The sequence below is a fragment of the Streptomyces sp. NPDC018833 genome (assembly GCF_044390825.1).
GTDB lineage: Bacteria > Actinomycetota > Actinomycetes > Streptomycetales > Streptomycetaceae > Streptomyces.
The window spans coordinates 341,270-358,456 of the sequence record NZ_JBIRZM010000002.1 but is presented as its reverse complement, the minus strand read 5'-3'; the positions used below and the strand labels follow the sequence as shown (position 1 = coordinate 358,456).

13 protein-coding genes are annotated in these 17,187 nt (G+C 72.5%); 7 read left to right on the top strand and 6 right to left on the bottom strand.

The window, feature by feature from the left end; all coding sequences use genetic code 11:
* Window positions 1-33: 33 nt before the first annotated feature.
* Together ACH5AF_RS05525 and ACH5AF_RS05520 are read right to left on the bottom strand one after the other, a co-directional pair.
* Window positions 34-738 (bottom strand): endonuclease, encoded by a 705-nt coding sequence (locus ACH5AF_RS05525; protein WP_398900123.1) that lies wholly within the window; start codon window positions 736-738, stop codon window positions 34-36.
* A complete protein-coding gene (locus tag ACH5AF_RS05520; protein WP_398900122.1) occupies window positions 735-1,859 on the bottom strand; it encodes a Vms1/Ankzf1 family peptidyl-tRNA hydrolase in 1,125 nt (374 codons plus the stop codon). Before ACH5AF_RS05520 ends, ACH5AF_RS05525 begins: the two co-directional genes overlap by 4 nt.
* Window positions 1,860-1,987: 128 nt before the next feature.
* On the opposite strand from ACH5AF_RS05520, the gene ACH5AF_RS05515 reads away from it, so the two are divergent.
* A complete protein-coding gene (locus ACH5AF_RS05515; RefSeq protein ID WP_215180030.1) occupies window positions 1,988-2,224 on the top strand; it encodes a DUF6158 family protein in 237 nt (78 codons plus the stop codon).
* Between the two features lie 175 nt (window positions 2,225-2,399).
* Here the strand turns inward: ACH5AF_RS05515 and ACH5AF_RS05510 are convergent, their stop codons facing one another.
* The 4 genes from ACH5AF_RS05510 to ACH5AF_RS05495 all read right to left on the bottom strand — a co-directional run bounded on the left by ACH5AF_RS05510 (window position 2,400) and on the right by ACH5AF_RS05495 (window position 8,229).
* Window positions 2,400-2,957 (bottom strand): type 1 glutamine amidotransferase domain-containing protein, encoded by a 558-nt coding sequence (locus ACH5AF_RS05510; protein ID WP_398900121.1) that lies wholly within the window; start codon window positions 2,955-2,957, stop codon window positions 2,400-2,402.
* 191 nt (window positions 2,958-3,148) lie between these two features.
* Window positions 3,149-4,138: a methylmalonyl Co-A mutase-associated GTPase MeaB gene (meaB, locus tag ACH5AF_RS05505; protein ID WP_398900120.1), complete on the bottom strand. Its 990-nt coding sequence runs from the start codon at window positions 4,136-4,138 to the stop codon at window positions 3,149-3,151.
* A gap of 3 nt (window positions 4,139-4,141) precedes the next feature.
* Window positions 4,142-6,346 (bottom strand): methylmalonyl-CoA mutase, encoded by a 2,205-nt coding sequence (gene scpA, locus ACH5AF_RS05500; protein WP_398900119.1) that lies wholly within the window; start codon window positions 6,344-6,346, stop codon window positions 4,142-4,144.
* Complete coding sequence (locus ACH5AF_RS05495; RefSeq protein WP_398900118.1) at window positions 6,346-8,229, bottom strand: methylmalonyl-CoA mutase family protein; 1,884 nt, start codon at window positions 8,227-8,229, stop codon at window positions 6,346-6,348. Before ACH5AF_RS05495 ends, scpA begins: the two co-directional genes overlap by 1 nt.
* Window positions 8,230-8,406: 177 nt before the next feature.
* Here ACH5AF_RS05495 and ACH5AF_RS05490 point away from each other — a divergent pair, with 177 nt between their 5' ends.
* The 6 genes from ACH5AF_RS05490 to ACH5AF_RS05465 all read left to right on the top strand — a co-directional run bounded on the left by ACH5AF_RS05490 (window position 8,407) and on the right by ACH5AF_RS05465 (window position 16,914).
* The gene (locus ACH5AF_RS05490) at window positions 8,407-8,634 is read left to right on the top strand and encodes a hypothetical protein (RefSeq protein ID WP_398900117.1); all 228 of its coding nucleotides are present in this window, start codon (window positions 8,407-8,409) and stop codon (window positions 8,632-8,634) included.
* 126 nt (window positions 8,635-8,760) lie between these two features.
* Window positions 8,761-10,620: a transketolase gene (locus tag ACH5AF_RS05485; protein WP_398900116.1), complete on the top strand. Its 1,860-nt coding sequence runs from the start codon at window positions 8,761-8,763 to the stop codon at window positions 10,618-10,620.
* Window positions 10,617-11,522, top strand: a complete 906-nt coding sequence (gene ligD / locus ACH5AF_RS05480) for a non-homologous end-joining DNA ligase (protein WP_398900115.1) — start codon at window positions 10,617-10,619, stop codon at window positions 11,520-11,522. Before ACH5AF_RS05485 ends, ligD begins: the two co-directional genes overlap by 4 nt.
* Before the next feature lie 90 nt (window positions 11,523-11,612).
* Complete coding sequence (locus ACH5AF_RS05475; protein ID WP_398900114.1) at window positions 11,613-12,143, top strand: DUF6328 family protein; 531 nt, start codon at window positions 11,613-11,615, stop codon at window positions 12,141-12,143.
* Window positions 12,144-12,257: 114 nt separating this feature from the next.
* Window positions 12,258-12,857, top strand: a complete 600-nt coding sequence (locus tag ACH5AF_RS05470; RefSeq protein ID WP_398900113.1) for an LAETG motif-containing sortase-dependent surface protein — start codon at window positions 12,258-12,260, stop codon at window positions 12,855-12,857.
* A gap of 595 nt (window positions 12,858-13,452) precedes the next feature.
* Window positions 13,453-16,914, top strand: coding sequence for a phosphodiester glycosidase family protein (locus ACH5AF_RS05465; protein WP_398900112.1), 3,462 nt, complete (start codon window positions 13,453-13,455; stop codon window positions 16,912-16,914).
* The last annotated feature ends 273 nt before the right edge of the window (window positions 16,915-17,187 follow it).

Sequence of the window (17,187 nt, the reverse complement as noted above, 5' to 3'; positions counted from 1 at the left end):
TGCCCGTCACCGTTCAGTCCCGATGACCACCGTTCAGCGGTGCTCCGCCGTCTCCCCGGCCTCGGTCCTCACCGCATCGGCGACCTCGTTGTCCACCGCCGCCCGTACCAGCGCCGCCGCGAGGTGCGCCGGATCGGTGTGCCCCGTGGACTTCAGGCTCCGTGCGGCCTTCAGGAGGGCTTCCCCATCGGCGGGCAGTCCCAGCCGGCGTGCCCCCTCCAGGGCCTTGTCGTCCAGCAGTGGACCCGCCTCGGGCCACACGCTCTGCACCTCTCGCAGGAAGATCTCCACCCCGGCCGGCCCGAGACCGGGCACCTCGCGCAGCAGTTTCCGCAGTTCGCCGGCGTCCCTGCCGGCTTCCTCGCGCATCCTGCGCAGATCTCCGCCGTACTTGTCGATCACCAGCTCGGCCGCCTTGCCCAGCTGGGTCGCCGTGCTCTCGTCGTAGCGCCGGTAGCCGCCCCGGCCGAGGGCGTCGACCCGGTCCTGCCAGGACGCGTCGGCCATGGCGCGTGCGCTGCGCATGCCCGCCCCGCTCAGCTCCCTGGCGGAGGCGACCGCGGCCGAGCTGCGGATACGGGCACTCAGCAGACAGGTGAGCACCAGCAGCCGGTACAGCGGCTGTGGGGTGTCCCGCAGCCGGATCCCGGCCTCCTCGGCGTAGGTGGCGCCGTGCTTGTCCAGCAGCACCCGCAGCACCTCGCGCTGCTCGGGCGGTGACACGGTCCGCGCCGTCATGTCCGCCCACCGTCCCCGTACGGCCCGCGCAGCAGCGCACCGAGACCGCCTGCCGGGATGTCGTCGCCGGCCGCGGGGTGCACACACTCCACCCGGGCACCGGTCATTGCCGCCGACCGCAGCAACGCGTCGTCGGCACGGGCGGGCTCGGGGCGCGTCTCACCGAGGTACCGGACTTCGGACCTGCGCACCGAGAGCTGGTCGGGCTCGGGCCCGATCCAGACCACCTGGCCGTTGTCGGAACCGTCGGGCCGGACGAGGAGCTCGGCGATCCGGTGCTGCCGCGCCGCCTCGACCAGCGCCGGAACACCCTCGGCGGTCGCTTCGTGGGCCGAGCGGAACCGGTCCAGCTCGTGGTCGGCCCGCCGCCGCACATGCTCTTGCCGCGCCCGGTCGACGTCCTCGTCGAGCAGCCGGGTCGACGCGCCCCCGGCCCGGCCGCCGTGCTCGGTCTCCACCACCAGGTCCTGCAACGCCTCGGGCAGCCTGCGGTGCACCGCGGCGCGCTCACGGGGATCACCGGCGAGGACGATCAGATCGGCGTGGGTGTCCGCCTGGCACTGGGCGACGGCCGCCGCGGTCTCGGCCGCGTTGTGTTCCCAGGTGTTCTCGATGCTCCGCTGGAAGTGCCGTGCCGACCAGTCGGCGCGGCCCGTGCGGTGCACGGGATACTCCCTGCCGCCGACCGTCCCGGCGTCGCGTCCGCCGAGGGGCATGCGGACCTCCAGGCCGGCGCCCAGCCGGTCGACGCAGGCGATGACGCACACCGGATCCTGCGCGGCGAGGTCCGGCAGGGGCGCGACCCTGGGCAGCGCGGACCAGGTCACGTCCATGGGAGCGGGCGGCCGCGCGCTCAGCGGCTGGTCGAGCACCACTTCGCCTCCCGCGGCGTAGACGGCACGTCCGGCACCGTCCGCGCCGTCGGGACGGGCGGTCAGCGCCTCGTACACCGCGGCTCCGGTCGCCTCGTCGCAGCCGAATGCGGCGAGTTCGTCGCAGATGTCGCGCGCCTGGAGCTCGCGCCGGGCGGCAGCGGACTCGTCCGTCCACCCCGTGTCGACCTGCACGCTCGCCCAGGGTCCGGGACGCTCGTAGAGAGGTGTGAGAAACGCCGGCTCCATGGTCTTCCTCCCTCGGAGGCCGGGTATCGCGTCACAGGCGGGTACCCGCGAGGTGGCCGGCCATACGCCGGACCCCGCGCCCGTCGAGGCGGCGCGGGAACCGCGAGAATCGGAAGGGACGGTCAGCCGTGAACGAGACCGAGCGCAAGGGTGTCGACCCGGCACGTCTGGACGAGCAGGACCTGCTGCGGGAACTGGAGACCATCCACCGCAGCCGCCACGACACGCTGCTGTACGGATCCGCAGCCGCGCTCGCGGCGCACGACGTGCGCATGAAGGAACTGGAGAGCGAGTACCTGCGCCGTCACCCCGACCGCCCGGTCGCCGCGGGGCGTACCCGTGAAGGCGCCCGGCACCGGACGTGACCCTGGGGCGGGGCCGCTCGTGGCACCGACAACGTGACCGGTGGCGGGCGGCCCCTCGCGGCCTCGCGGATCCGTCCTCACGGGATCGGCTCCCGGGCGCCCCTCGCGGATCAGCCCTCCGGGATTCAGCCCTCCGGGATTCAGCCCTCCGGGACTCCGCCCTCGCGGGACTGGCTCAGCGGCCCGCCGTGACGCCCGCGCTTTTCGCGAACTCGGCGGTGAACGCCTCGCAGAACGCCTTGAGGTCGGCCGGCTTGCGGCTGGTGATCAGGGTGCTCGGCGCGGCCTCGCAGACCCGCACCTGCTCGTCCACCCACTCGCCGCCCGCATTGCGGATGTCGGTGCGCAGACTGGGCCAGGACGTCAGGGTGCGCCCGCGGACGACGTCTGCCTCCACCAGCGTCCACGGGCCGTGGCAGATCGAGGCGACCGGCTTGCCCGCCTCGAAGAAGGACTTGATGAAGGCCACCGCCTTCTTGTCCATGCGCAGGGCGTCCGGGTTGGCCAGCCCGCCGGGCAGCACCAGGGCACCGTAGTCGTCCGCGGACGCCTCGGAGACCACCTGGTCCACCGGGAAGGTGTCCGCCTTGTCGAGATGCTTGAAGGCCTGGACCCGGCCCGGCCGGGTCGAGATCAGCCGGGGCTCGTGGCCCGCGTCCTTCGCGGCCTGCCACGGATCGGTGAGCTCGATCTGCTCCACGCCTTCGTGGGCCGTCACAAACGCGATCAGCATGATGAACGCTCCTTGCTCTGTCCCCTTGCTGCTTCGCCCGGCCGGGTACCCGGAGCGCCCGGCGGCGACACCATCGCCCACGCAGGTTTGGAGCGGACACAGCGGGGGACCCGGCCGTCCGGTCGAGCGGCCGATGGGATGAGGCCGGGTGCGGACGGCGGACCGCACCCGGCCCGCCTCTCGAGCGGGCTCTACTGCGGCCGTGCGAATGCTTCGAGGAGGCGCTCCGCGGCCAGCGTCGCGGTCAGCTTCCCCTCCCGTACCCGCTGTTCGACGTCCGGCGCGAGATCCCGTACGGCCGGATGCCGGTGCAACCGCTCCACCAGCGCGTCGCGGACCATGGCCCACGTCCAGTCGATCTGCTGGTCCCGCCGCTTCGCCGCGAGCCGCCCGGTCGACTCCAGCACCGTCCGGTGCCGCTCCAGCCGCTCCCACACCGCGTCGAGCCCGCTCTCCTCGCGGGCGCTGCACGACAGCACCGGGGGAGTCCACGCCGCGTCGGCCGGGTGCATCAGCCGGAGCGCACCGGCCAGTTCACGAGCGGCGGAACGGGCGTCGCGCTCGTGCGGGCCGTCCGCCTTGTTCACGGCGATCACATCGGCGAGCTCCAGCACACCCTTCTTGATGCCCTGGAGCTGGTCCCCGGTCCGGGCGAGGCTCAGCAGCAGGAACGAGTCCACCATGTCCGCCACCGCGGTCTCGGACTGGCCGACGCCCACCGTCTCCACGAGGACGACGTCGTAGCCGGCGGCCTCCATCACGATGATCGTCTCGCGGGTCGCCTTGGCCACGCCGCCGAGCGTGCCGGCGCTGGGGGAGGGCCGTACGAACGCGGCCGGGTCCACCGCGAGCCGTTCCATCCGGGTCTTGTCACCGAGGATGGAGCCGCCGGTACGCGTGGACGACGGATCGACCGCGAGCACCGCGACCCGGTGGCCGAGGCCGGTGAGCATCGACCCGAGCGCGTCGATGAACGTGGACTTCCCGACGCCGGGCACACCGCTGATGCCCACCCGCCGGGCGGAGCCCGCGTACGGCAGCAACGCGGTCAGCAACTGCTGGGCGAGCACCCTGTGGTCGGCGCGGGTGGACTCGACGAGCGTGACGGCGCGGGCGACGTACGCCCGCGACCCGTCCCGCACGCCCTTGACATAGGCGTCGATGTCGATCTTCGGCGGCATGGCCTACAACTCGTGGCCGAGGGACGCGGCCAGGGTCGCCACGAGATCCCGCGCCGCGTCGGGGATCACCGTCCCCGGCGGGAACACCGCCGCCGCGCCCGCGTCGTGGAGCGCCTGGACGTCCTGCGGCGGTATCACACCCCCCACGACGATCATGATGTCCTCGCGCCCCTCGGCCGCCAGCTCCTCGCGCAGCGCGGGCACCAGCGTCAGATGTCCCGCGGCCAGCGAGGAGACGCCGACGATGTGCACGTCCGCCTCGACCGCCTGCCGTGCCACCTCGGCGGGTGTCTGGAACAGCGGACCGACGTCGACGTCGAAACCGAGGTCGGCGAAGGCGGTCGCGATCACCTTCTGGCCGCGGTCGTGCCCGTCCTGCCCCATCTTGGCGACCAGGATGCGCGGCCTGCGGCCCTCTGCCTCCTCGAACGCGTCCACCAGGGCACGGGTACCGTCCACCGCGGGTGACATGCCTGCCTCGTTCCGGTATACCCCCGAGATCGTACGGATCTGGCCCGAGTGCCGTCCGTACACCTTCTCCAGGGCGTCGGAGATCTCCCCGACAGTCGCCTTCGCGCGCGCCGCGTCCACGGCCAGCGCCAGCAGATTGCCCTCCAGGCCGCCGCCCTGCCCGGGCCCGGCCTCCGCGGCCGCGGTCAGGGCGCGCAGCGCGTCCTGACAGGCCGCCTCGTCGCGCTCGGCGCGCAGCCGGCGCAGCTTCTCCACCTGCTGTGCCCGGACCTGGGAGTTCTCGACCTTGAGCACGTCGATCTGCTCGTCCGACTCGACCCGGTACTTGTTCACGCCGATCACCGGCTGGCGGCCGGAGTCGATCCGGGCCTGGGTCCGCGCGGCGGCCTCCTCGACCCGCAGCTTGGGGATGCCCGCGTCGATGGCCTTCGCCATGCCGCCCGCCGCCTCGACCTCCTCGATGTGCTGCCAGGCACGGCGCGCGAGATCGTGCGTGAGCCGCTCCACGTACGCGCTGCCGCCCCACGGGTCGATGACCCGGCACGTCCCCGACTCCTGCTGGAGGAGCAGCTGGGTGTTGCGGGCGATGCGCGCCGAGAAGTCGGTCGGCAGGGCCAGCGCCTCGTCAAGGGCGTTGGTGTGCAGCGACTGTGTGTGGCCCTGCGTCGCGGCCATCGCCTCGATGCAGGTACGAGTGACGTTGTTGAACACGTCCTGGGCCGTCAGCGACCAGCCTGATGTCTGCGAATGGGTGCGCAGCGACAGCGACTTGGGGTTCTTCGGGTCGAACGTTTTCACCAGCTTCGCCCACAGCAGCCGCGCGGCGCGCAGCTTGGCGATCTCCATGAAGAAGTTCATGCCGATCGCCCAGAAGAACGAAAGCCGCGGTGCGAACGCGTCCACGTCCATGCCCGCCGCGATACCGGCCCGCAGATACTCCAGACCGTCGGCCAGCGTGTAGGCGAGCTCCAGGTCGGCCGTCGCTCCTGCCTCCTGGATGTGGTAGCCCGAGATGGAGATCGAGTTGTAGCGGGGCATCTTCTGCGAGGTGTACGCGAAGATGTCCGAGATGATCCGCATCGAGGGCGACGGCGGATAGATGTAGGTGTTGCGGACCATGAACTCCTTGAGGATGTCGTTCTGAATGGTCCCGGCCAGCTTCTCGGGCGGTACGCCCTGCTCCTCGGCGGCCACGATGTACAGCGCCAGCACGGGCAGCACCGCGCCGTTCATCGTCATCGACACGCTCATCCGGTCCAGCGGAATGCCGTCGAACAGCTGCCGCATGTCCAGGATCGAGTCGATCGCCACACCCGCCATGCCGACGTCGCCGGTCACCCGCGGATGGTCGCTGTCGTAGCCCCGGTGCGTCGGCAGGTCGAAGGCCACCGACAGGCCCTTCTGCCCGGCGGCGAGGTTGCGCCGGTAGAAGGCGTTCGACTCCTCGGCCGTGGAGAAACCCGCGTACTGACGGATCGTCCAGGGCTGGTTGACGTACATCGTCGGGTACGGGCCGCGCAGGAACGGGGCGATGCCCGGATACGTGCCGAGGAAGTCGACCCCGTCCAGATCGGCGTCCGTGTACAGCGGCTTGACCGGGATGCCCTCCGGCGTCTCCCACACCAGCTCGCCCGCGTCCTTGCCGGTGGCCGCCTTCAGCGCCGCACGCCAGGTGTCCTCACCCGCCGCGCCCGCCGCGGGCCCCAGCTCGATCCCCGTGAAATCCGGGATTCCCATCACGCCACTCCGATCCGGTCGAGCACCGAGGTCAGCACGGCGACCGCGTCACCGCCCGCGACGACGAACTCGTCGACCCCGGCCTTCTCGTACGTCTCACGCTGCTCGCCGGGACGGCCGGCGAGGAACACCCACCGCGCGCCCGCCGACTTGAGGGCCTCAGCGACCGGCCCGGCCTGCTCCGCGTACCCGGCGTCGCTGGAACAGAGGCACGCCACCTGCGCACCGCTCATGGTGAACGCCGACGCGGCCGACCCCGCGTCGACGCTCACCGGCTCGTGGACCGGCTCGATACCGCCGGCCTGGAACAGGTTGGCCGCGAACGACGCCCGCGCGGTGTGCGCGGACGCGGGCCCGAGAGCCGCGAGGAACACCCTCGGCCGTGCGCCCGTGGCCGCCAGATGCGCGTCCGAGCGGGCCCTCAGCTTCTCGAACGCCTCGTCGCGGCGCACCACCGGCAGACCACCGGCCGGCCGCGCCGGTGCGGCGTCGCGCCGCACCGGGGCCTCGGCCGGCAGCGGGAACTCGCTGACACCGGTGACCGGTTCGCGGCGCGTGGCGAGCCGACGGCTGCGGTGCGCCCACGTGGCGCCGATCCGCTCGCCGATCAGACCGCCGCGGAGCGCGGCCGCCTGCCCGCCCGCCCGCTCGATCTCCTGGAACCACGCCCACGCGGCCTGCGCCAGCTCGTCCGTGAGCTGCTCCACATACCAGGAGCCGCCCGCCGGATCGATCACCCGGCCCAGGTGCGACTCCTCCATCAGGATCGTGGAGGTGTTGCGGGCGATCCGGCGCGCGAACGCGTCCGGCAGGCCCAGCGCATGGTCGAACGGCAGCACGGTCACCGAATCGGCGCCGCCCGCTCCGGCGGCGAGCGAGGCCACCGTCGTACGCAGCATGTTCACCCACGGGTCGCGGCGCGTCATCATCACCGACGACGTCACCGCGTGCTGACGCTGCGCCCCGAAGTGGCTGGCGCCGCCGGACACCTCGGCGACACGGGACCACAGCCGGCGCGCGGCCCGCAGCTTGGCGATCGTCAGGAACTGGTCGGCCGTGGCCGCGAACCGGAACTCGAGCTGTCCACAGGCCGCGTCCACGCCCAGCCCGGCGGCCGTCAGCTCGCGCAGCCACGCGACCCCGGTCGCCAGGGAGCAGCCGAGCTCCTGCGCGGCGCTCGCGCCCGCCTCGTGGTAGGGCAGAGCGTCCACCGTCACCGCCCGGAGGCCCGGGTACGACGCCGCACACCGTCGGGCGAGGTCGGCGGTCGCCGCCATCCGGCCGTCGAGACCCTCGTACCGGCCGGTGCGCGCGGCGAGGCCGAGGGGATCGGCGCCGAGGTTGCCGAGCGCCGCCGCGGGGGCGACACCACGCTCCTCGTACAGCCGCAGCAACGCCTCGGCCGCCGCCTCGAAGCCCTCGCCCGCGTCCAGCACGACCGGGGCGAGATCCAGCAGCACGCCGTCCAGCGCGGCGCCCAGCGCCCCGACGGGCAGCCCGGCGTCCCCGACGGTCAGCCACAGCGAGGTGACGCCGTTCTCCAGGTCGGTCAGCACCGCCTCGTTGGCGGCCACCGGATCGGGCCGGTCGTGGCGCTGGCGTACGTCCCAGCCGGACACCACGCCGCCCTCGGGCCTGCCGCCCCGGGTGAAGGGGGCGAAGCCGGGAAGGCCGGAGCTGTCCGCACCGCCGCGGGCCGTGTACAGGGGACGGGTGGTGAGCCCGTCCTCCAGGGCCGTGGACAGTACGTCCTCGGCCGCCGTGCCCTGGGCGTCCTTGCCTGCCTTGCGCAGCACGCCTTCGACCAGGCGCTGCCACTGCTCATGGGTCGCATCCGGGAACTCGGCGGCCAGTGAGAACCCGTCATCGGGGAGGACCGTCATGCTCGGATGTTAGGACAGGTGCGCAAAGGTGCAGCAGGGGAGAAGGCTGTGACCTTGCCCTCTCCGGTCCGCTCTTGATCCTTTGGGCGGCGTGCCCTATCCGCGGGCATGTCCCTACCGCAGTCGGGTACCTGAAAACGGACGATCCGAGCAGACCGACATGAAGAGGTGAGTCGCATGGGTCTGGGCGGGTGCATCATCCTGATCGCCGCCGGAGCAATACTCACGTTCGCCACCGACTGGGAGGTGGAGAGCGCCAACCTCGATGTCATCGGGGTGATTCTCATGGCCGTCGGATTCATCGGCGTCGCCACGTTCACGAGCATCGCCAAGCGCCGCCGCGTCGTCGTACCCCCGACGACACCCGTCGTGGACGAGAAGCCGAACCACCGCACCTACGAGTGACCTGCCCTTTTCGCCCCTCCCGGCCATGCGGCGAGCCCCGGCCGGCGGTTTGGGAGCCGGGCCCGCGGGCACCCGCACAGCGCTCCGCCTGCGCGTGCGCGGTGTCCCCCTCCAAGGAGCGAGAAGATGCGAGTCCCATCAGCCGAAGCCGAGCAACTCGCCGAACTCGGACAGCAGTTGCGCGTCGACGCGGTGCGCGCGGCCGACGCGGCGGGGTCCGGGCACCCCACGTCCTCGATGTCCGCGGCCGACCTCGCCGCCGTCCTTCTCGCGCGCCATCTGCGCTACGACTTCGCCCGGCCCGAGCACCCCGGGAACGACCGCCTCGTGCTCTCCAAGGGCCACGCCTCACCCCTGCTGTACGCCCTCTACCTGGCCGCCGGGGCGATCGACGAGGATGAGCTGCTCACGTTCCGCAAGCGCGACAGCCGCCTCGAAGGCCATCCGACACCGCGGCTGCCCTGGGTCGACGTGGCCACCGGATCCCTCGGCCAGGGACTGCCGGTGGGCGTCGGCATGGCGCTCGCGGGCAAGAGGCTGGACCAGATCCCGTACCGGGTCTGGGTCCTCTCCGGCGACAGCGAGATGGCGGAAGGCTCCGTTTGGGAGGCCGTCGAGCACGCCGCGCACGAAGGGCTCGACAACCTGACTCTCGTCGTCGACGTCAACCGCCTCGGACAGCGCGGCCCCACCCGGCTGGGCTGGGACCTCGACGCCTACGCACGCCGGCTGGAGGCGTTCGGCTGGCACACCCTGCGTATCGACGGCCACGACGTCACGGCGATCGACGCGGCACTCGCCGACGCGGAGGCCACGACCGGCCGGCCCACCGCCGTGCTCGCCAGGACCCACAAAGGACACGGCGTGGCCTCCGTACAGGACCAGGAGGGCAGGCACGGCAAACCGCTCCCGGAGGCGGACGAGGCGATCAGGGAACTCGGCGGCGTCCGCGACGTCCGGATCGAGGTGGCCCGCCCGCCCGAGGTCCGCGTATTGCACCGGCGCGGCGGCGGACTGACGCTGCCCGTGTACGAGATCGGTGACGAGGTCGCCCCCCGCACCGCCTACGGGCAGGCGCTCGCCGCCCTCGGCTCCGCGCGCACCGACGTCGTCGCCCTCGACGCGGAGGTCGGCGACTCCACCCGCACGGAACTGTTCGCCAGGGAGCACCCGGGGCGCTACTTCCAGTGCTACATCGCCGAACAGCAGCTCGTCGCCGCCGCCGTCGGCATGTCCGCACGCGGCTACGTCCCCTTCGCCGCCACCTTCGCCGCCTTCCTCACCCGCGCGCACGACTTCATCCGCATGGCCGCCGTCAGCCGCTCCTCCATCAACGTCGTCGGCTCGCACGCCGGCGTCGCCATCGGCGAGGACGGGCCGTCGCAGATGGGACTGGAGGACCTGGCGATGTTCCGCGCGGTGCCCGGCAGCACCGTGCTGTACCCCTGCGACGCAGCGCAGACCGCCAGGCTCGTCGCCGCCATGGCCGACCTGCCGAACGTCAGCTACCTGCGCACCACCCGCTCCGACATGCCCGTGCTCTACGGCCGGGACGAGGACTTCCCCATCGGCGGATCCAAGGTGCTGCGCTCCTCCGGCCGGGACCGCGCCTGCGTCGTCGCCGCCGGAGTCACCGTGCACGAGGCGCTCGCCGCCGCCCGTGCACTCGAACGGGAAGGCATCCCGGTCCGGGTCGTGGACGCGTACTGCGTCAAACCCATCGACACCGCGACCCTGCAGAACGCCGCGGACGACACCGGCTGTCTGATCACCGTCGAGGACCACCACCTCGAAGGGGGCCTCGGCGACGCGGTTGCCGAGGCGTTCGCCGACGGACGCCCCGCGCCCCGGCTCGTACGCCTGGGAGTTCGCGGTGTTCCCGCATCGGCGACGGCCGCGGAGCAGTTGCACGCGGCGGGCATCGACGCCGAGTCGATCACCGCCGCCGTACGGCTGCTCGTCGCGGAGGCGATGGTGAGCCCATGAGTCCCCATCGTGTGGCGGCGGGCGGGCGCAGCGTCGAGATCAAACGTCCCGACAAGCTGCTGTTCCCCGACGACGGGATCAGCAAGGCGGACCTCGCCGCCTACTACCGCCGGATCGCGCCGTACATGCTCCCCGAACTGCGCGGCAGACCACTGATGCTGGAGCGGTACCCGGACGGCACCGGCGGACCGCGCTTCATGCAGAAACACACACCGGACCACTACCCGGACTGGGTTGGCAGGGCGGAGGTCGCCAAGGAAGGCGGCACCGTGGTGCACACCGTCTGCGACACCACGGCCACCCTCATGTACCTCGTCGACCAGGCGTGCGTCACCTTCCACCGATGGCAGTCCCAGGTGAAGGCGGCCGACAACCCCGACCGGCTCGTCTTCGACCTCGACCCGCCCGGCGACGACTTCACGGCCGTACGCCGGGCCGCCCACCAGCTCGGCGAACTCCTCGACGAGCTGCGGCTGCCCTCCTGGCTGATGACCACCGGATCCCGCGGACTGCATGTCATCGTGCCGCTCGCCGCCACCACCGGCTTCGACGAGACCCGGGCCTTCGCCCAGGACGTGGCCGAGACGCTCGCCGCCCGCGACCCCGCCCGCCTCACCACGGCGGCGCGCAAGAAGGCACGCGGGGATCGGCTCTATCTCGACGTCCAGCGCAACGGTTACGCGCAGACCGCCGTGGTCCCGTACTCGGTGCGGGCGAAACCCGGCGCTCCGGTGGCCACCCCGATCGGCTGGGACCAACTGGACGACCCCGCACTCACCGCACGCCGCTGGACGATCGCCGACGCACTCGACCAGGCGCGTGCCGAGCCGTGGAAAGGGGTCGCCGGCGGCCGCAGGGCAATCGGCCCGGCCGGTCGCCGGCTGGCGGGCTTGCGTCGGTGAGCGTTCGTGGGCGGTCCGTCGGCCACCCCCGATCCGGCAAGTGCCCGCACGGTGCGGCGAGCACACCTCCCGAGGCGAAGGGAGTCCGTGATGGAACAGGTCAGGGAAAGCGGCCGGCATGGCCGTGACGAGACGGAGGAGGAGCGGGCGGACCGCCGATTCGGTGATCTGCTCCAGGAGTTGCGCGTCGCGCAGACCGGTGTACAGATCCTCTTCGGCTTCCTGCTGACCGTCGCCTTTCAGCCACGCTTCACGGAGCTCTCCGGCACCGACCGCACCATCTACACCGTGACCGTCCTGCTGGGCGCCGCGACCACCGGCGTCCTCGTCGGCCCGGTCTCCTTCCACCGGATGCTGACGGGCAGACGCCTCAAGCCGCAGACGGTCGCGTGGGCCTCCCGGCTGACCATGCTGGGACTGGTGCTCCTGCTGTGCACGATGGGATCGGCGCTGCTGCTCATCCTGCGCGTCGTGGTCGACGACGCGCATGCCGCCTGGCTGGTCGGCGTGATGGTGGCGTGGTTCGTCGTGTGCTGGTTCGTCCTGCCCGTCTGGACCCGTGCGAAGGAACGCCCCAAGGAACACCCGACGAAAGGTCCGGAAGGACGTCCGGAGCACTGACGCGAATTCAGCCGCCGTCGCCGACAGGCCCCGAGGCGGATACGGCTTCATCACTCCATGGCGGTACTGTGCGCGCACGCCAGCAGTGGTGGCGTGTCATACATGGAGGAACCAGTGACAGAAATCAACAGAACGCGGTGGCGTTCCGGGGCTCTCATAGCCGCCGCCGCGGTCGGTGCGCTCGCGGTCGGACTCTCCGCCGCACCCGCCGTCGCCCACACCCCCACGTGGACGGTGACCTGTGACGAGGTCAGCCTCGTACTGACCAACTACGGCCACAACGCCCGGAACAGCGTGACCGTCACGGCCGACGGCAAGGAGCTGCTGCCGACGGAGACGTTCACCAACGACTTCAGCCGGACGCTGAAGCTCCCGGAGCACGACAAGGAGATCGCGGTCCGTCTCGTCATCACGGCCAGCGACGGAGACCAGTTCGGGCGGGACGAGACCAAGACGGCGCCTGTGTGCGAGGAGGAGTCCCCCACGCCTACGCCCACCCCCACGCCTACGCCCAGCACCGCGTCCCCCACACCCAGCGAGACGCCGAGCACCTCCGCGCCCGCCACCCCAGCGCCGAGCACCTCCGCGCCGGGCCTGGCCGAGACCGGCTCGTCCAGCTCGACCCCGCTCATCGCGGGTGCGGCTGCCCTGGTCATCGCGGCCGGCGGCGGCATCACCTGGGCGGCGCGCAGGCGCCGCGGCAGCCAGGACTGACGCACCGCGACCGAGGGGCTGCCGGGCCGGCAACGGCCTGGCAGCCCCTTTTTCGCTCTCCGGGGCGTTGTCGAGGCGCGTCCGAGCGCGCGCCCTCGACCATGCGGCTCTTCCTACCGTCGCCCGCCCACGCAGCGCTGACTCGCCTGTGAGCATGCCGCGTTCGGCGTGACTCGGGGTGGACGCGTACCAGCCGATGCTCCACGCGCAACCGTCCGGCCCCCGTCCGGATCCCTGGTCCCTGTCCGGACCCCGGACCCCGGACCGACCCTGCTCCCTGTCCGGACCTCGGATCCCTGGCCCCCGTCCGGACCCCGGACCCCTGCCTTCCCAACCGGCGCGACGCCTCGTGCACCATCGCGTGGTGACGTGCCCATCGATGTACACGGCCGGGCACAGATGCCGGGCGAAGCGATCGCTCCGCCGCCACCTCCTCAACGATCGCGTAGGCCGCCGTTCTCCCTTGTGTTGCCCGACACACCCTGGTGCGCACGCCCCCGCGCCGCGATGCTGTCCGCCGACAGCGCTTACTACGAGCTCAACCAGCCTCACTCCGGGAGAAGTTGTGGGCCTTGGCAGAGCAAGACACACCGTCGTGCTTTTCGCGACGCTGTCCGCACTGGTGGCCGGGGCGACCGTCCCCGCCACCGCCGATTCCCCACCCGCCCCGCCGCCCCGCGAGACCGCCGAGACACTGCGGCCCATCGCGCCGCCGCCCGCCGGTGACTCCGGCGGAGCACAGACCGCGGTCATCGACGAGAACGGCATCGAGACCGCCCGCAGCAGGCGTCCCGTCGCGCCCGGCGTCCAACTCACCTCCTACGACCGGCTGGAGGCCGCGAAATGGCTCCGCGTCGACGAACTCTCCGTCGACCTCGGCGGCGGCGTCCAGGCCGACTATCTCTCCTCCGGCAAGGTCGCCGACCGCCACAGCGTCTCCGACCTCGCCGCACGTCACGACCCCGGCAAGGGCAGGCGCACGGTCGCCGCCATCAACGCCGACTTCTTCGACATCAACCAGACCGGCGCCCCCCAAGGCGCCGGCATCCGCGACGGCAGGCTCACCCACTCACCCGCACCGGGCGCCCACCGGGCCGTCGGCATCGGCCCCGGCAGCGCGGGACGAGTTCTCCAGCTCTACTTCGACGGCGCCCTGACCGTGCCTGGCGGTACGCACCCGCTCGGCGCCTACAACGCCGCCAACGTGCCCGCCGGCGGCATCGGCGCGTACACCGCGGCCTGGGGCGAGGCCGACCGGGCGCTCACCGTCGACAACGCGGCCCCCGTCGCCGAAGCCGTCGTACGCGACGGCAGGGTCGTCGCCGTCCACGACTGGCCTGGCAGCGGCTCCATCGGCGAGGACACCACCGTCCTCGTCGGCCGTGAGGCCGGCGCCGCCGTGCTCTCGGCCCTGCGGCCGGGAGACCCGGTGTCCGCCGCGTACCGGCCCCGCACCGACGGCGGGCCGGTGCCCCGCACCGCCGTCGGCGGGCGCGAACTGCTCGTCGTCGACGGCGTACCGCAGAACCACGACGGCACGGGCAACAACGCCACCGCGCCCCGCACCGCCGTCGGCTTCTCCGAGGACGGCCGGGAGATGCACATCGTCACCGTCGACGGGCGGCAGGCCGACAGCGGCGGCGTCACCCTCACCGAACTCGGCCTGATGATGCAGAAGGCCGGCGCACACAACGCCCTCAACCTCGACGGCGGCGGCTCCTCCACCCTCGTCGCCCGGGAACCCGGCAGCGACACCCTCCAGGTGGAGAACAGCCCCTCCGACGGCAGCGAACGCGACGTCCCCAACGGACTCGCCCTCACCGCCCCCGACGGCAGCGGCAGGCTGCGCGGCTACTGGGTCGAGACCGCGATGCCCGCGGCCGGCGCCCCCACCGCCGACCCCGTCAAGGGCGGTCACCCCGAGCGGGTGTTCCCCGGCCTGACCCGCCGACTGACCGCCGCCGGGTACGACGAGACCTACGGACCGGCCGCGGGCCGTCCGCACTGGCTCTCCCGCAAGACGTCCGTCGGCCGCGTCGACGCCGACGGCGTCTTCCACGCCCGCGACAGCGGCACCACCGAGATCCGTGCCGAACGCGCCGGAATCCACGGCAGCATCCGCCTGACCGTGCTCGACGACCTGGCCCGCATCGAGTCGACCGTCCGGCGGGTCGGACTCGCCGACAGCTCCGCCACCGGCACATTCGGCATCGTGGGCTACGACGCCCAGGGCAACACCGCTCCCGTCGAACCGGACGACGTGCGACTCGACTACGACGATGAACGGTTCACCGTCCGCCCCGGCGCCGACGGATCCTTCACCGTCAGCTCCCGCGCCGGCGGCGACACCGCCGGGCGGATCACCGTGACCGTCGGCGGCGTGACCACCGTGCTGGCGGTGAGCGTGGGCCTCGCCCAGCAGGCGGTCAGCGCCTTCGACGACGCAGCGCAGTGGAAGTTCAGCCACGCCCGCGCGGGCGGCTCGCTCGCCCCGACACCCGACGGGCACACCGGGACCGGGCTGGAGATCAGCTACGACTTCACCCGGTCGACCGCGACCCGCGCCGCCTACGCCGCCCCGCCGCAGCCGATCGCCGTCCCCGGACAGCCAAGGGCCTTCACGCTCTGGATCAAGGGCGACGGCAACGGCGCATGGCCCACCCTGCACCTCAAGGACGCCGCCGGATCGGACCACTTGCTGCGCGGGCCCTACGTCACCTGGACCGGCTGGCGGCAGGTCACCCTCGCCCTGCCACCGGGCGCGGCCACACCGCTGTCCGTGTACCGCTTCTATCTCGCCGAGACGGCCGCGAACCGGCAGTACACCGGGCGGATCGTCATCGACGGACTCGACGCCCACGTACCGCCGACCGTCGACCTGCCCGATCCGCCGCGTGTCACCGACCCGCTCGTCGACACAGCCGCCGTGACCGGCGCACGCGACTGGCGCTTCGCCGTCATGTCGGACGCGCAGTTCGTCGCCCGTGCTCCCGACAGCCCCATCGTGGCGCAGGCGCGCCGGACCCTCAGGGAGATCAGGGCCGCACGCCCCGACTTCCTGGTCGTCAACGGCGACCTCGTGGACGAGGGTTCCCCGGCCGACCTGGCCTTCGCCCGGCGCGTGCTGACCGAGGAACTCGGGGACGCGCTGCCCTGGTACTACGTGCCGGGCAACCACGAGGTGATGGGCGGGAGGATCGACGACTTCGTGGCCGAATTCGGTCCAGCGCACCGGGTGTTCGACCACCGCGGCACGCGCTTTGTCACGCTCGACACCTCCAGTCTGAGCCTGCGCGGCGGTGGCCTCGCCCAGATCAAGGCGCTGCGCGCCCAGCTCGACGCCGCCGCCGACGACCCGGCCGTGGACTCCGTGATGGTCATCGAGCATGTGCCGCCGCGGGACCCGACCGTTCAGAAGGGGAGCCAGCTCGGCGACCGCAAGGAGGCCGCGCTGGTCGAGGACTGGCTCGCCGCGTTCCGGCGCATGACGGGCAAGGGCGCCGGACTGATCGGCAGCCACGTCGGGGTCTTCCACGCCGCGCACGTGGACGGCGTCCCCTACCTCGTCAACGGCAACTCCGGGAAGGCGCCGGCAGGCCCGGCGGGCGAGGGCGGCTTCACCGGCTGGTCCATGGTCGGTGTCGACGAGGTCTCCCCCGCCGAGCAGGCGGCGGGCCGCCGGGCCCCGTGGGGCCCGCGCCCCGACTGGGTCTCGGTCCAGACCCGGGCCCACACCGACGCGGTGCAACTGGACGCGCCCACTGTGCTGCAGCCCGGAGAAACGGGCGAGGCGCGGGCGACGGTCCTGCAGGGAGCCCGCCGCGTACCGGCGGCATGGCCGGTGAGCGTGGACTGGTCGGGCTCGCCGAACCTCCACATCGGCAGCGCGCACGACGCGGGCCCCCGGCACGCGGCGTCGCTCGACCCGTCGACGGGCCGGATCACAGGCCTGCGCCCGGGCAGCTTCACACTGGCCGTGACGGTGAACGGCACGACGCGCTCGCTGTCGATCGCGGTGACGACCCCATCGGAGTCCCGCCACAGGGACGCGGCGTAAGAGGGCGGGAGTCGCGTTCACGTGGTGGCCGGGGGTGGGCCGTTGCCCAGCGGCCCGTCCTGCTCGCCCCTGGCAGGCGGGCCGGGCGGCCGGGGGGCGGGTGTGCCGCGCCGAGGCACGCCCGCCCCAGTCGCCTCAGCGGGCTGGCTGGACAAGCCCCTTGGCCACCATTCCCGCTCACCGATCTCGGCCTGGTGTACGTCGGTGCGTGTCCCCAAGCGCCGCCGGCGCGGCACCACCCCGCAGTTCACCATCCGGGAACTGGAGAAGCAG

Bases quoted from the DNA above. Each gene is read 5' to 3' on its own strand.
- ACH5AF_RS05475 (WP_398900114.1), top strand. From the start codon at position 11,613: ATGGAACAGGTCAGGGAAAGCGGCCGGCATGGCCGTGACGAGACGGAG.
- ACH5AF_RS05490 (WP_398900117.1), top strand. From the start codon at position 8,407: ATGGGTCTGGGCGGGTGCATCATCCTGATCGCCGCCGGAGCAATACTC.
- ACH5AF_RS05520 (WP_398900122.1), bottom strand. From the start codon at position 1,859: ATGGAGCCGGCGTTTCTCACACCTCTCTACGAGCGTCCCGGACCCTGG.
- ACH5AF_RS05510 (WP_398900121.1), bottom strand. From the start codon at position 2,957: ATGCTGATCGCGTTTGTGACGGCCCACGAAGGCGTGGAGCAGATCGAG.
- scpA (WP_398900119.1), bottom strand. From the start codon at position 6,346: ATGGGAATCCCGGATTTCACGGGGATCGAGCTGGGGCCCGCGGCGGGC.
- ACH5AF_RS05485 (WP_398900116.1), top strand. From the start codon at position 8,761: ATGCGAGTCCCATCAGCCGAAGCCGAGCAACTCGCCGAACTCGGACAG.
- meaB (WP_398900120.1), bottom strand. From the start codon at position 4,138: ATGCCGCCGAAGATCGACATCGACGCCTATGTCAAGGGCGTGCGGGAC.
- ligD (WP_398900115.1), top strand. From the start codon at position 10,617: ATGAGTCCCCATCGTGTGGCGGCGGGCGGGCGCAGCGTCGAGATCAAA.
- ACH5AF_RS05525 (WP_398900123.1), bottom strand. From the start codon at position 738: ATGACGGCGCGGACCGTGTCACCGCCCGAGCAGCGCGAGGTGCTGCGG.
- ACH5AF_RS05495 (WP_398900118.1), bottom strand. From the start codon at position 8,229: ATGACGGTCCTCCCCGATGACGGGTTCTCACTGGCCGCCGAGTTCCCG.